Annotated in this window: 15 protein-coding genes; 11 read left to right on the forward strand and 4 right to left on the reverse strand. The window is 35.1% G+C overall.

Annotation, left to right across the window (positions count from 1 at the left end):
* The first annotated feature begins 8 nt into the window (after positions 1-8).
* The 8 genes from panD to ACX9TM_RS08180 all read left to right on the forward strand — a co-directional run bounded on the left by panD (position 9) and on the right by ACX9TM_RS08180 (position 7,479).
* Positions 9-392 (forward strand): aspartate 1-decarboxylase, encoded by a 384-nt coding sequence (gene panD / locus ACX9TM_RS08145; protein WP_000490184.1) that lies wholly within the window; start codon positions 9-11, stop codon positions 390-392.
* 131 nt (positions 393-523) lie between these two features.
* Complete coding sequence (gene dinG / locus ACX9TM_RS08150; protein ID WP_065381958.1) at positions 524-3,328, forward strand: ATP-dependent DNA helicase DinG; 2,805 nt, start codon at positions 524-526, stop codon at positions 3,326-3,328.
* A gap of 250 nt (positions 3,329-3,578) precedes the next feature.
* Complete coding sequence (locus ACX9TM_RS08155) at positions 3,579-3,749, forward strand: YpmA family protein (protein ID WP_000412179.1); 171 nt, start codon at positions 3,579-3,581, stop codon at positions 3,747-3,749.
* Positions 3,750-3,756: 7 nt separating this feature from the next.
* The gene (locus ACX9TM_RS08160; RefSeq protein ID WP_000758739.1) at positions 3,757-4,260 is read left to right on the forward strand and encodes a cell wall elongation regulator TseB-like domain-containing protein; all 504 of its coding nucleotides are present in this window, start codon (positions 3,757-3,759) and stop codon (positions 4,258-4,260) included.
* Positions 4,261-4,278: 18 nt separating this feature from the next.
* On the forward strand, positions 4,279-5,466 hold the full coding sequence (gene aspB / locus ACX9TM_RS08165; RefSeq protein WP_000761560.1) for an aspartate transaminase AspB: 1,188 nt from the start codon (positions 4,279-4,281) through the stop codon (positions 5,464-5,466).
* A 120-nt stretch (positions 5,467-5,586) separates the two neighbouring features.
* Positions 5,587-6,294 (forward strand): DNA replication protein DnaD, encoded by a 708-nt coding sequence (gene dnaD / locus ACX9TM_RS08170; protein ID WP_000728542.1) that lies wholly within the window; start codon positions 5,587-5,589, stop codon positions 6,292-6,294.
* 15 nt (positions 6,295-6,309) lie between these two features.
* A complete protein-coding gene (gene nth, locus ACX9TM_RS08175; protein ID WP_000933030.1) occupies positions 6,310-6,957 on the forward strand; it encodes an endonuclease III in 648 nt (215 codons plus the stop codon).
* A gap of 3 nt (positions 6,958-6,960) precedes the next feature.
* A complete protein-coding gene (locus ACX9TM_RS08180; RefSeq protein ID WP_000442650.1) occupies positions 6,961-7,479 on the forward strand; it encodes a YpoC family protein in 519 nt (172 codons plus the stop codon).
* A 26-nt stretch (positions 7,480-7,505) separates the two neighbouring features.
* Here ACX9TM_RS08180 and ACX9TM_RS08185 read toward each other — a convergent pair whose 3' ends face one another.
* Both ACX9TM_RS08185 and recU read right to left on the reverse strand, forming a co-directional pair.
* Positions 7,506-10,199, reverse strand: coding sequence for a PBP1A family penicillin-binding protein (locus ACX9TM_RS08185; RefSeq protein ID WP_001283092.1), 2,694 nt, complete (start codon positions 10,197-10,199; stop codon positions 7,506-7,508).
* 66 nt (positions 10,200-10,265) lie between these two features.
* On the reverse strand, positions 10,266-10,868 hold the full coding sequence (recU, locus tag ACX9TM_RS08190; RefSeq protein ID WP_000155598.1) for a Holliday junction resolvase RecU: 603 nt from the start codon (positions 10,866-10,868) through the stop codon (positions 10,266-10,268).
* 103 nt (positions 10,869-10,971) lie between these two features.
* On the opposite strand from recU, the gene ACX9TM_RS08195 reads away from it, so the two are divergent.
* Positions 10,972-11,997: a DUF2515 domain-containing protein gene (locus tag ACX9TM_RS08195; protein WP_000495658.1), complete on the forward strand. Its 1,026-nt coding sequence runs from the start codon at positions 10,972-10,974 to the stop codon at positions 11,995-11,997.
* Positions 11,998-12,148: 151 nt separating this feature from the next.
* On the opposite strand, the gene ACX9TM_RS08200 is transcribed toward ACX9TM_RS08195, so the two are convergent.
* The gene (locus ACX9TM_RS08200; RefSeq protein WP_001987054.1) at positions 12,149-12,328 is read right to left on the reverse strand and encodes a hypothetical protein; all 180 of its coding nucleotides are present in this window, start codon (positions 12,326-12,328) and stop codon (positions 12,149-12,151) included.
* An 85-nt stretch (positions 12,329-12,413) separates the two neighbouring features.
* On the opposite strand from ACX9TM_RS08200, the gene ACX9TM_RS08205 reads away from it, so the two are divergent.
* Entirely contained in the window at positions 12,414-12,656 is a 243-nt protein-coding gene (locus tag ACX9TM_RS08205; protein WP_001252036.1) for a hypothetical protein, read from the forward strand.
* Between the two features lie 15 nt (positions 12,657-12,671).
* The gene (locus ACX9TM_RS08210) at positions 12,672-13,016 is read left to right on the forward strand and encodes a YppE family protein (RefSeq protein WP_000786939.1); all 345 of its coding nucleotides are present in this window, start codon (positions 12,672-12,674) and stop codon (positions 13,014-13,016) included.
* A 26-nt stretch (positions 13,017-13,042) separates the two neighbouring features.
* On the opposite strand, the gene ACX9TM_RS08215 is transcribed toward ACX9TM_RS08210, so the two are convergent.
* Positions 13,043-13,234 (reverse strand): YppF family protein, encoded by a 192-nt coding sequence (locus ACX9TM_RS08215; protein WP_000242652.1) that lies wholly within the window; start codon positions 13,232-13,234, stop codon positions 13,043-13,045.
* Positions 13,235-13,409 lie beyond the last annotated feature (175 nt).

Below are 13,409 nucleotides of genomic sequence, written 5' to 3' on the forward strand. Positions count from 1 at the left end.
GAGCATCTATGTTTCGCACAATGATGAGAGCAAAGTTACATCGTGCAACTGTAACGGAGGCAAATTTAAATTATGTAGGTAGTATTACAATTGATGAAGACTTAATGGATGCAGTAAATATTGTAGAAAACGAAAAAGTCCAAATTGTAAATAATAATAATGGTGCTCGCTTAGAGACATACGTTATTAAAGGGGAACGCGGTAGTGGTGTTGTTTGTTTAAACGGTGCGGCGGCAAGACTTGTACAACCAGGGGACAAAGTAATTATTATTTGTTATGGGCTAGTTACGGAAGAAGAGATTCATACACAAGAACCAAAAATTGCAGTACTAGACGATAATAATCAAATTATTGAAATGTTAGGTGCTGAAAAAGCGGGTACGATATTATAAGTAGAAAGGCTATCTCCATTGCGGAGATAGCTTTTTTGTGCATCTTTTCATTAAGATGAGATAAAACGTGGTATAGTAACATTATATAAATTATTGTTGTTTGAAAGGTAAGAAATTGAGGTGTTACATATATGAGTAAGCGTTATGTCGTTGTTGATTTAGAGACGACAGGGAACTCCTGGAAAGATGGGAAGGATAAAATTACCCAAATTGCAGCTGTTGTAGTAGAAGATGGAGAGATATTGGAGATTTTTTCGTCTTTTGTTAATCCAAAGAGAGAGATCCCACCATTTATTACAGAATTAACAGGGATTGATGAAAGTCTTGTAAAACAAGCCCCGTTATTTCAAGATGTAGCCCCGATGATTGTTGAGCTATTACAAGGTGCGGCTTTCGTTGCGCATAATGTTCACTTTGATTGGAATTTTTTAAATGAAGAATTAAGGCAAGCTGGATATACAGAAATACATTGTCCGAAAATCGACACGGTTGAATTGGCTCAAATTCTTTTGCCGACAGCCGATAGTTATAAATTACGTGATTTAGCTAAAAAGCATGAACTAGAGCACGATCAACCACATCGTGCGGATAGTGATGCTCTTGCAACAGCGGAATTATTTTTACAATTTTTAAATGAAATTGAAAAGTTACCACTTGTCACGTTGCAATCGCTTTATGAATTAAGTGATGTGTTCCAAAGCGATATAGCTGATGTGCTTTCTGAAAATATTTTAAAGAAAGTAATGCACGGTAAAGAAGATATAGCGGAGTATGAAATACATCGAAATATTGCGCTGAAAAAGCGGAACTATTCCTTAAACCTTGGAGAAACGTGTTCATCAAAGTTTGATGCTTTCTTGAATAAAACGATGGATAAATTGGAATCACATATGCCAAAGTTTGAAAGAAGAGAAAGTCAACAACTGATGATGAAAGAGATATATACGGCGTTAAGAGATTCTCGTTTTTCACTAATTGAAGCCGGTACAGGAACAGGAAAGACTCTCGCTTATTTGCTTCCTAGTCTTTATTTTGCAAAGAGAAAAGAAGAACCTGTCATTATAAGTACACAAACGGTACAACTCCAACAACAAATATTAGAAAAAGAAATTCCGTTATTACAAAAAATAATGCCATTTTCATTTGAGGCAGCTCTTCTAAAAGGAAGAAAGCATTATTTATGCTTACATAAATTTGAGTATGCTTTGCAAGAGGAAGAAAAAAATTATGATATGGCACTTACAAAGGCGAAGATTTTAGTTTGGCTATTGCAAACTGAAACAGGTGATCGAGACGAATTAAATATTCCTGAGGGCGGAAAGTTACTTTGGAATCGTATTTGTAGCGATGCGTATAGTCCAGGCGGTATGCAAAGTAATTGGTTTAGTCGTTGTTTTTACCAGCGAGCGAAGAATAAAGCTTTATTTGCAGATATCGTTATTACAAATCATGCGTTATTATTTCAAGATTTTTCAAGTGAAGAACCGTTGTTTGCTTCATGCGAACATATTATTTTTGATGAAGCTCACCATATTGAAGAAGCCGCGAGTAGAACATTGGGTGAACAGTTCTCTTGTATGTATTTTCAATTGGTTATATCTCGTCTTGGGACACTAGAAACAGAAGATGTACTCTCCAAAGTATATAAAATGATGAAAAAATCAGAGCAAGCATCTCGTTCAACTTTCCGTATGATAAGTTATAGTTTGAAGGAACTTAAGTTTGATGCGGATGAACTCTTCCAAATGTTACGTACTTTTATATTTAAACAAACAAAGCAAGAGCAAGGAACGAATAATATGCCGCTCATCTATAGGTATAACGCAGAACTAGAAAAAGGTAAGTTGTGGGATAGTATCGTCGAATTAACAAATCGTTTTATATATGAATTAAGAAGGGTAGTAACTGCTCTTGAGAAGCAAGTGGATATATTGCAAAGTAAGTTAGAATGGGAGATGCATGTTGTAACAGGTGAATTTATGCATTTAATTGAGTTGCTGAGAAAGATGGCAGAATCATTACAGTTACTCGTATTAGAAAAGAATTCGTATGTAACTTGGATGGAGACTGAAACGAAAGGGACGATTCATTCAACAGTTCTATATGCACAGCCTGTTCATATTGGTGAAAGATTTGCTGATGAATTTTTAACAGAAAAAAAGAGTGTTATTTTTACATCCGCAACACTAACAGTTAACGATACGTTTGATTATATAAAAGAGGAACTTGGTTTACATGATTTCGCTCCAAATACTTTAAAGGTTCCGTCGCCATTTCGTTATGATGAACAGATGAAATTAATGGTGTCAACGGATGTACCTTTTATTAAGCAAGTAAGTAATGAGCGATATATTGAATCTATATCGGAACATATTGCAAAGATAGCGAAAGCCACAAAAGGCAGAATGCTCGTTTTATTCACTTCGTATGAAATGTTAAAAGAAGCGTATGCGAATTTAAAAAATAATGATGAATTAGAGGGGTATTTATTACTGACCCAAAGTGTGAATAATAGAAGTCGAAGCCGCTTAATTCGAAAGTTTCAAGAATTCGACAAATCAATTTTATTAGGGACGAGCAGTTTCTGGGAAGGAATAGATATTCCAGGAGATGCCTTAAGTTGTCTTGTTATAGTCCGTCTACCATTTACACCTCCTCATCAGCCGATGATGGAAGCGAAAGGTGAGTGGCTAAAAAATCAAGGTGAAGATGTATTTGCTAAATTAGCGCTTCCACAAGCAATATTACGTTTCAAACAAGGATTCGGCCGCTTAATTCGAACGAATACAGATACAGGAACGGTAGTAGTGTTAGATCGTCGTTTGACGAGTTCTTCCTATGGAAAACGATTTCTACAATCGATTCCTAACGTACCTCTTTATGAAGGGCCATTAGAAGAATTGTTAGTACAATTAGAAGAACCACCAAATGAATAAAAATGGAAGAAAAATACGCCTGAAGTACTTATAAACTTCAGGCGTAAAAAATGTGGGTAGGAGGAATTTTATTTTTCTTACTTCTTGTATACAAAATGTGTTGGTTTTCGACTTGAAACCTTTTTTTGCTGTACATGTCCTGCTATAATAGATGGGTGATGAAGCAGGGGTTGTAAAGAATGTACTCTTATTGTAACCGCATTGCGTTCTTCTATAATTAGAAATTTTTGTGTAACGGAGGAGTTTTTTCATGGAGAAGAAAATCGAAGTACTATCAACGACGCGTATTAAATATTCGTCGGATTTGTATAAAATTGTTGATAGTTTAAATCGTACGTTAAAAGAGCAGGACCTCATGTTCGGACTAGCATTAGACGAAAAAGATAAAGAAACAGCTGTATTTACGATTTACAGAACGTAGTGATACAATGAAAAAGTGGATCTTTGCAATCATTATTGTTATCGTTGCTAGCGGAATATATGGGGCGTATGTTTATAATAAAGCGATGGGAAAGAAAATTCCAAAAGAGTCGAAATTTGTAGAAATTGCTAAAGAAAAAGCAAAGCTTACAAAGGTGAAATCTGTTGATTATTACAACGGAAAATCTGCATATATAGTCGTGCAAGGTACAGATGAAAAGGGAGAACAACTTATCGTTTGGGTGCCTGAGAAAAAAGGGGATACTGTAGTAAGGAAAAAGAGCGAAGGTATTTCTGAAAAAGAGGCTATACAAAGAACAATAGAGCAAGTCGGCAATGAAAGTAAGGAATCAAAAAGTAAGCCGAAAGAGATTATGAAAGTGAAATTAGGCTTTGAAAATGATGTACCACTATGGGAAGTTACATATATTGATGATGACAATCGTTATAGTTATTACTATCTTGAATTTAAAGATGGAAAATTTTTAAGACGATATAGCATTGAAAAATAGATGTAGGGGGAACTACAAATGAAATTAGCAAAGCGAGTAGCTGCTTTAACACCGTCTTCAACTTTAGAAATTACAGCAAAGGCACAAGCATTAAAAGCAGAGGGTCATGATGTAATTGCATTAGGGGCAGGGGAACCTGACTTTAATACACCAGAGCATATTATGGATGCTGCACATAAAGCGATGTTAGAAGGGCATACGAAGTATACACCAACAGGTGGATTACAATCGTTAAAACAAGAAATTGTGAAGAAATTTACTCGCGATCAAGGTATTGCGTATGATCCATCTGAAATTATTGTATGTAATGGTGCAAAGCATGCATTGTATACATTATTCCAAGTATTACTTGATGAGGGAGATGAAGTTATCATCCCAACTCCTTACTGGGTAAGCTATCCAGAGCAAGTAAAGCTTGCTGGCGGTAAGCCGGTTTATGTAGAAGGTTTAGAAGACAATGAGTACAAAATTACAGCAAAGCAGCTGCGTGAGGCAATTACAGAGAAAACGAAAGCAGTTATTATTAATTCACCGAGCAATCCAACAGGAATGATTTATAGCAAAGAAGAATTACAACAGCTTGGAGAAGTATGTTTAGAACATGATATTTTAATCGTTTCTGATGAAATTTATGAAAAATTAATTTATGGTGGCGTAGAATATACTTCAATTGCCCAGCTTTCTAATGCATTAAAAGAACAAACACTTATTATTAATGGTGTATCTAAATCTCATTCTATGACAGGATGGCGTATTGGATATGCTGCAGGAAATAAGCAGCTTATTAAAGCGATGACGAACTTAGCGAGTCATAGTACGTCAAACCCTACTTCAATCGCTCAATACGGCGCAATTGCGGCATATGCAGGCTCACAAGAACCTGTGGAAACAATGCGTCAAGCCTTTGAAGAGAGATTAAACATCATTTATGATAAATTAATTCAAATCCCTGGCTTTACTTGCATTAAACCGCAAGGTGCATTTTACTTATTCCCTAACGTAAAAGAAGCTGTAGCTTTATCAGGATATGCAACAGTTGATGATTGGGCAAAAGCTCTATTAGAAGAGGAAAAAGTGGCTCTTGTACCAGGTACAGGATTTGGTGCTCCAAATAATGTTCGCTTATCATATGCGACATCTCTTGAACAAGTAGAGAAAGCATTAGAGCGTATCCATACATTTATGAAAAGTAAAGTGCAAGCTTAATTTTATATTTCATTCATGTAATATAAAAAACCTCCCCATTAATAGGGAGGTTTTTTTGACGAATTGTGGCAAAAAGAAATAGCTAAAGGTGTGTTATACTAGAGAGCGAGGTGTTTGGTGATGAAAAAGAAAATGATGTTACAGTGGTTTGAGCAGGGAAGCATTGCAATTCCAAAATTACTTATGATGCATTATAAAAAATTAGGTTTAAATGAGACGGAATTTATGGTCGTACTTCATGTACACACATTTTTAGAATCAGGTAATTCGTTTCCGACTCCATCAGAGATTTCTGAACGGATGACGATAACGGAAATGAAATGTATGGAAGTAATTCAAGCATTGATTCAAAAAGGGTTTTTATCGCTAGAAGGTGGACAAAGATCAGAAGCGATGATGTGCGAAAGTTATTCTTTACAACCGTTATGGGAAAAAATATTACATTTCTTAATGGATGAATCAATAGAGGAAGAGCAAAAAGAAAAAAAACAGCTGCAAGTAAATTTATATACAGTATTTGAAAAAGAATTTGGAAGACCACTTTCGCCGTTCGAATGTGAAACGTTAGGAATGTGGGAGGACCAAGATCAACATCATCCAAATTTAATTCAAGCGGCTCTTAGAGAAGCTGTAATGAGTGGAAAACTAAATTTCCGATATATTGATCGTATTTTATTTGAGTGGAAAAAGAATGGAATTAAAACGGTAGATCAGGCTCAAAATCAAGGTCAAAAATTTAGAGCGAATCAACAAAGAGCACAACAAATGACAAAACAAGAGACGAAATTTACTGGAAAAGTGCCTTTTTATAATTGGTTGGAGCAGTAATATAGGAGGAAGTATATGTTAAATAAAACGCAAATTCGCTATTGTTTAGACACAATGGCGGATATGTATCCAGAAGCACATTGTGAATTAATTCATGAGAATCCTTTTGAATTAGTAATCGCGGTGGCACTATCTGCACAATGTACAGATGCACTTGTAAATAAAGTGACGAAAAATTTATTTCAAAAATATAAAACACCAGAAGATTATTTAAGTGTATCTTTGGAAGAGTTACAACAAGATATACGTTCTATTGGGTTGTATAGAAATAAAGCAAAAAACATTCAAAAATTGTGTCAGATGTTGCTGGATGATTACAATGGAAAAGTTCCAGAAGACCGTGACGAGTTGACGAAATTACCAGGAGTAGGGAGAAAAACAGCAAATGTAGTTGTTTCGGTAGCGTATGGCATCCCGGCAATTGCTGTTGATACGCATGTAGAAAGAGTGAGTAAACGGTTAGCGATTTGTAGATGGAAAGATTCGGTGTTAGAAGTAGAAAAAACATTAATGAAGAAAGTACCGATGGATGAGTGGGGAGTTACACATCATCGGATGATTTTCTTTGGACGTTATCACTGTAAAGCACAACGACCGCAATGTGAGGAGTGCAGACTGTTAGAAGTATGTCGTGAAGGAAAGAAGCGAATGAAGGTGAAATAAAGGATGGAGCGAGTTATAGAAATACCGAAAGAATTTCACTGTTTACCGTTTTTTAAAGAAAGTGTAAATTTAATTAAGTATCATACAGACAATTCTTTTGAAGAGATAATACAAAATACTTACTTTATATTTGATATTGAAAGACAGTATGAGCCGTGGAAGGAAATTGAAAACAGCATTCCAGCGATGTTGAATGTATGGAAAAATAAGCATGAAGACATTGCTATACTGTTTCGAAATAGAAATAAGCAAGAGGCTGAGGGACCAATGATTCTTTTTGCAGCTCACTTGTTATCGGTTGTCTATTGGCTAAATGAACAACCTGTTCATAGTTTGAATGAAATGCAAATAAATACGAATAAATTAAAAGTGCAACCTGTTAATTTTATGGAAAGATATTCATTCATTATAAAGAAACCGAGTAATTATCATTCTTATATTCAATTAGCGCAGTTGTATATCGAAATAGAAAAGCTGTATGTAAAGAAAATGATAACAAAAAAGAAGTCCGCTTCTCGTTAAGAGAAACGGACTTCTTTTTTTGTATATTAGGACTCTGTTGTAACAACAGCACCGTCTGCGTGAGGTGTATCTCCTCCGGTATTTTGGTGTTGCTGTTCTTGTTGTTTCTTAGCCTCTTCTTCAGCTTTTTTCTTGGCCTCTTCTTCAGCTTTCTTCTTAGCTTCTTCTTCAGCTTTTTTCTTAGCTTCTTCTTCAGCTTTCCTTCTAGCTTCCTCATCAGCTTTCTTTTGAGCTTCTTCTTGCTGTTTACGTTGTTGTTCTTGCTGTTGTTCTTGTTGTTTCTTAGCCTCTTCTTCAGCCTTTTTCTTAGCTTCGTCTTGTTTTACTTTATCTTCATTAGCCTTTTTCTGGGCTTCCTCATCAGCTTTTTTCTTAGCTTCTTCATCGGCCTTTTTCTTAGCCTCTTCTTCAGCTTTTTTTGCATCTGGAGTTCCGCCAGGCGCAGTGAAGGATGCACCAACTGCTGGGCTTGTGCCAGTACCTTTTTTCGCTACTACAGAGAAGCTGTAAGTAACACCTGGTTTAATACCACCAAGAGTAGCTGTCGTACCACTTATTGATAGGCTACCACTTGAACCGTCAGTTGCTTTATAGCTGGCTGCATATGCATCAACTTCTGCTGGTCCAGACCAGTTTAGTGTAACTGTGCTAGCGCCATCAAAAGTGACATTCAGACCACTAGGGGCATCTACTTTAATTTGTTTAATTGCATCTTTTTTCGCACCTTTTACGTATAACTCTCCGTTTATTTCTTGTACAGAAGAAGGACGTTCAAAGCGTGATTTATCTGTAGCGAATTTGCTCATCATTACTTGGAACATTTGCTGTGCAATTTTAGTATAACGATCACTAATGTAGTTTTCTGGACCATTCTTTACGTAACCAGTCCATACAGCCATCGTATATTGTGGTGTATATCCAGCGAACCAGCTATCCCTGTTTGCATCAGCTGGAATGCCGTATTTCTTTAAATCTTTTGCATCAAAGTTTTGCGTTCCAGTTTTACCCGCTACGTCAACACCTGAAACATATGCTGTTGGTCCTGTACCACCAGAACCAGGTTTTACTACGTCACGAAGAACGTCAGTTACCATGTAAGCTGTATAGTCTTGCATAGCGCGTTGTTCTTTCGGTTTAAAGCTTTTCTTTTTCCCGTCCGGGAAGGTTACTTCTTTTACGAAGTGTGGTTTATTATAGTTACCACTATTACCGAAGGTTGCGTATGCACCTGCTACTGCTAATGGAGAACTATCGTTACTACCAATTGCAGTAGATTCATGTACTCCATTTTCAAATGTCATGCCTAAACCTTCAGCAAACTCTTTTGATTTATTAAGTCCAACTGTTTGAGCTGTCTTTAAAGCCGGGATATTTAATGACTTCTTCAATGCTTCACGAAGTGAAACGTCACCTTTAAAACTCCCTGTAGCATTTTTAATCTTTGTGCCATCCGAATAAGTATATTCAGAGTCATTTAATTGATGGTAAGTAGACCATTGAAGATTCTCAATCGCTGGACCGTAGTCGAAAATTGGTTTCATTGTTGAACCAACTTGGCGTTTTAAATCAGTTGCCATATTATGACCTTTGAAAGTGGACTTATTTTCTTTACGTCCAGCACCAATTGCTCGAACTTCTCCAGATTGTGTATCCATAAATACGAATGATCCTTGGAATTGATCGTTTGGATACTTAATAAGATTACCATCCATAATTTTTTCAGCGTAATCTTGAGCATCTTGATCAAGTGTTGTATGAATCGTTAAACCATCTGAACCGATATTTACATCAGGATATTCTTTTTCAACTTCTTTTACAACCGCATCTAAAAATGCTTGATACTTCATCTCAGTTACTTCTGAAGACGGTTGAAGGCCCTCAGTTACTGGGATCTTAACGGCGTTATTCATTTCTTCTTTTGTTATATAACCATGTCGATTCATTAATGATAATACGACATTACGACGATTTGTTGCTCGTTCAACATTTTCCTTTTTTGTTGGATCATAAATGTTTGGACCTTGGGGTAAACCAGCGAGCATAGCAGCTTCATGTAATTGCAAGTCTTTTAAATCTTTACCATAATATTTTTGCGCTGCTGTCGCAATACCGTATGAACGGTTACCTAAATTAATCTTATTTAAGTACATTTCTAAAATCTCATGTTTAGAGTATTGTTGCTCTAATTTGTAAGATAAGTACCATTCTTGTACTTTTCTTTTAGCAGTTTTGTCCATCGTTAGAAAGTAGTTTTTAACGACTTGCTGTGTAATCGTACTACCACCTTGGGAACCGAAACCACCAGTGACATTTTCCATAACTGCTTTTGTAGTTCGTTTAAAATCAATTCCATTATGATCATAGAAACGCGAATCCTCAGTTGCAAGGAATGCATTTTCAACTACTTTTGGAATTTGATCATAAGTAACGTGTGTTCGTTTTTCAGCACCGTATTCATAGAAGAAATTCCCGTTTTTATCAAGAAACTTTGTTGATAAAGGATTAACAAGTTTGGCTTTGTCTAATTTTGGAGCATCCTTTACCATAACAAAGAAAGCGGAAACGCCGGCTACAAGACCAACGATACCAAGAAGTAGACAACCTATAAGAAATTTCTTGAAAAAGGAGCCTTTTTTCTTTGGTTTTTCTTCTTTATGTGTTTTTTTCTCTTGATTTTTCACATGATTTCGTTCTGTACGAGAACGATAATTATCTGACATTATACTTTCTCCTACCTTTCATTCTCTCCCCCAAAAGTCGAAAAAAGAGCCTTAGTGATGACTCTATCACGAAAAATAAACCATGTCTAGTACACGGATATAGTCAATCCGAGGGTGATAACCGCATGATAATAAGGATCCATGCTCTTCTATTTCTTCTTTCGTAATCGACTTGCGTCCACCAGTATTTTGACGATTCCAAAATGCAATAATATGTTTTGCATCTAGTAAATAAAATTCATCAAAAAGTGTAAATTTAATAATAACAAATGCAATTCCATTATGAGCAACCACTTGCTTCATATGTTCAATTTGATGAAGGTGGAAGTTTTGAAGTGGGAAACTAGTTTTATTTTTTGTTTCCTTTGCTTCAAAATCGATGTATTTCCCTTTGTATACACCGTTGTAATCTGTTGTAGAAGGTTGTTTAAAATACGCTTCTTTTACCACTGCAGCACTTCGAGCGGGGTAATCTACTTTTACAATTTGAAGAGGTGTAGGCTTTTTATGTACACATGCAATATTATGGGTTAAGTAATATTGATTTGTTTCATTCAATTCCTCTTCAAGGGACATACCTCTATTACTATAAGTATGTGTTTTTATAGGTGTTTTTTGAGGTTGTGAAGCTTGATTATACCTTTTTCCATTTGGGTAACGAATGGTCATAGTGTGTCCACCCCCAACTTGCTAAGAATTACTTACAAAGGTGATTATATCAAAAAATGAAAAAAGATGTGACCTTTTTGATGAAAGGTATGATGACTTATTTATGTTTACATGGAATGATTATATGAAAATGAAACAAAATCGAGAAAAAAATTTTTGTACAGAGGAAGAAAAAGCAATCATTCACAATATTAAAAAGAAAACAGAAATAGCTAATGTGGACAATATTTCTCGGACACAATCTTATCAAGAATATTATTTAAGAAATAGTGAAATCAGGTGGGCCTTTTTAGCGAGTATGGTTTCGAGAAATGCGGGCTGGAATATGACTGATTTAGAAGGGAGATATTATGCTACTGTTTTACCTAGAACGGTAAAAAAACATTTATTTATTCTGTACGAACAGGCTAATTGGATTATTTTTTTAGATGCATTTCCTCAGCTATTATTGTATGAGGAAAGTAAGAAGAGACGTGCACCTCTCTTTCATTTGTTGCAATATTTCAACGTATCAATTTTTATGGAAAAAGAATGGTTACTTTTCTGGGAAAGAAGAGATATGAATAGGCTTATGACAGCGCTTATTATAAATGAACAAAATAAAATTCAAAAACCAGTCATTGAGAACACATATTTTAAAAAACATGTATTCCATACTGCACTTTTTAAAGTACAAGAAAGACTTCATATTAGTGCAGTTATCTTCCCAACAATTGAAGGGAGAATGTATGGATTTTCGGTTTATCAATTTGAAACGTTACAACAGCGCATAGAACTAGGAAAAAAATTAGCATGGTTATTGTTTCATCCAATTTATAATGGTTCGTTTTATAAGTTTGCATTGCAAACTACACATACTGGGTCTAGAGAAGATTATGAAGTTTACGCAAAGGAAACTCGAAAGTCTTATACGCCAACACTTAGAGATATTTATCCTGTTATTTTACATGAAGAAATAAAAATGAGAGATTGGTTTTGTGCAAATATGAAAATGAATGTGCTATTTGTACCTGAAGAACCTAAAGGGGAAGTTAATATAACAGAATGGTATAGAAGAAAGAGAGAACAAATCTATAGGCTATCTATCGCAAATCGTTTTGCTAAAAGGATGGATGAGTTCATGATATAATAAAAAAGAAGTCCCGTCTTCCATTTTGAAGACGGGACTTCTTAATTTGAAACAATCCTGCTATGTGTGCTACAACTTTAATCTCAAAACGTAATGCTAGTAGGAGATTAAGGGTGACTTGAAATTTAACTGTTCGTAATAAAGTCTCGCTTTATGTAGCAGGGAAGTTTGGACCATCTAGCTTTGGATTGCCAGTCTCGGGTTTATTTTGTTGTTTGTTTTGGTTTTTCTTTTTTTCATTTTTGTTCTTTGCCATTGTAATACACCTCCTTTTTGTATTGTTACCATTTCTATAAATGACATACGAAATGATTTCTTTGACGAATAACAACTAGTTTTGTCATGTGGGCAGGAGTGGTGAATCATTCGGCGAAATTACATGACAAAGGAAAAGCAAAGAAGGAGGCGTTTTGTATATGGCGATGGTTCAGAAGGAAGATGTAATGAAAAAAATGGATCAAATGTTAAGTTCTCTCGATTTGCTGGAAATGAATATAGGGATTAGAATGAATCATGCATTAAAGGATGCGAGTGAAAAAATATGCAATAAGATAGAAATAACAGAAATGCATATTGAACATATGGAAAATAAATTAGTGCATCACGAAGAGAAAGGGAATTGGGTAAAGACATTTCAAAACGTCGTAGTGAGTGCATAATAAGGTGGGAAAGAAATGAAGAATGAAGCATTAATACAGTCTTCAGAAAAACTCATGCAGTATAATAATGAAGCGAATGTAAAAAAGAGAGAACTAACCGAATACGACTTTTATAAGGATATGAAACCGTTTGTAGATATGGTAGATGAGGAATTAAAGAAGTGGAAAGAATTAGCTTATAAGTGGATTAAAGAAGAAAAGCCAAAATATATACATGTACAGCAAATTGATCAAGTATATGATAATTTACAAACGAATGTGTTGCAATGCTTTGTAAATAAAGGTAAAGGTAAACGATTCTTTGAAACACACCAAGCCATTTCGTATACTTTGCAAAATATAGTTGAGCAATGTAAATAACAAGAGGGAGAGCCCTCTTGTTATTTTTATGCTTCTGTCATTGTTGTAGGTTTTGTTGCGCCGTTTATTTCTAATTCTTTTATTAATGTTCGATAATCTGATATGCATATTTTTCCTTCGAGATACCAATGTCTCGCAAAGTCTAATAATTCATTTGCATTCTCTGTGCAATACCCCTTTTTTTGAGAAAACGCTTGTTTTAAATCCCCTAATACCATGTTGATTCCTCCCCCATGAGAATCTTCTTCTTCATTATCATAGCATGGAAGGGTTTTCTTTTTTAATTTTTTAAAAATTTAAACTTCCGACAAAAATAGACAGATACTCCATCACACATATTATTTTATAGGTACATATTATATATGTAGAAACTTATGTGAAGGAGGAGAGAAT

The organism is Bacillus sp. LH1 (assembly GCF_057924895.1).

Excerpts from the sequence above, each read along its gene's own strand:
- ACX9TM_RS08160 (WP_000758739.1), top strand. The coding sequence starts at position 3,757 with ATGAAAAAGTGGATCTTTGCAATCATTATTGTTATCGTTGCTAGCGGA.
- recU (WP_000155598.1), bottom strand. The coding sequence starts at position 10,868 with ATGACCATTCGTTACCCAAATGGAAAAAGGTATAATCAAGCTTCACAA.
- panD (WP_000490184.1), top strand. The coding sequence starts at position 9 with ATGTTTCGCACAATGATGAGAGCAAAGTTACATCGTGCAACTGTAACG.
- dinG (WP_065381958.1), top strand. The coding sequence starts at position 524 with ATGAGTAAGCGTTATGTCGTTGTTGATTTAGAGACGACAGGGAACTCC.
- ACX9TM_RS08195 (WP_000495658.1), top strand. The coding sequence starts at position 10,972 with ATGTTTACATGGAATGATTATATGAAAATGAAACAAAATCGAGAAAAA.
- nth (WP_000933030.1), top strand. The coding sequence starts at position 6,310 with ATGTTAAATAAAACGCAAATTCGCTATTGTTTAGACACAATGGCGGAT.
- ACX9TM_RS08215 (WP_000242652.1), bottom strand. The coding sequence starts at position 13,234 with ATGGTATTAGGGGATTTAAAACAAGCGTTTTCTCAAAAAAAGGGGTAT.
- ACX9TM_RS08180 (WP_000442650.1), top strand. The coding sequence starts at position 6,961 with ATGGAGCGAGTTATAGAAATACCGAAAGAATTTCACTGTTTACCGTTT.
- aspB (WP_000761560.1), top strand. The coding sequence starts at position 4,279 with ATGAAATTAGCAAAGCGAGTAGCTGCTTTAACACCGTCTTCAACTTTA.
- ACX9TM_RS08155 (WP_000412179.1), top strand. The coding sequence starts at position 3,579 with ATGGAGAAGAAAATCGAAGTACTATCAACGACGCGTATTAAATATTCG.
- ACX9TM_RS08205 (WP_001252036.1), top strand. The coding sequence starts at position 12,414 with ATGGCGATGGTTCAGAAGGAAGATGTAATGAAAAAAATGGATCAAATG.
- dnaD (WP_000728542.1), top strand. The coding sequence starts at position 5,587 with ATGAAAAAGAAAATGATGTTACAGTGGTTTGAGCAGGGAAGCATTGCA.
- ACX9TM_RS08210 (WP_000786939.1), top strand. The coding sequence starts at position 12,672 with ATGAAGAATGAAGCATTAATACAGTCTTCAGAAAAACTCATGCAGTAT.
- ACX9TM_RS08185 (WP_001283092.1), bottom strand. The coding sequence starts at position 10,199 with ATGTCAGATAATTATCGTTCTCGTACAGAACGAAATCATGTGAAAAAT.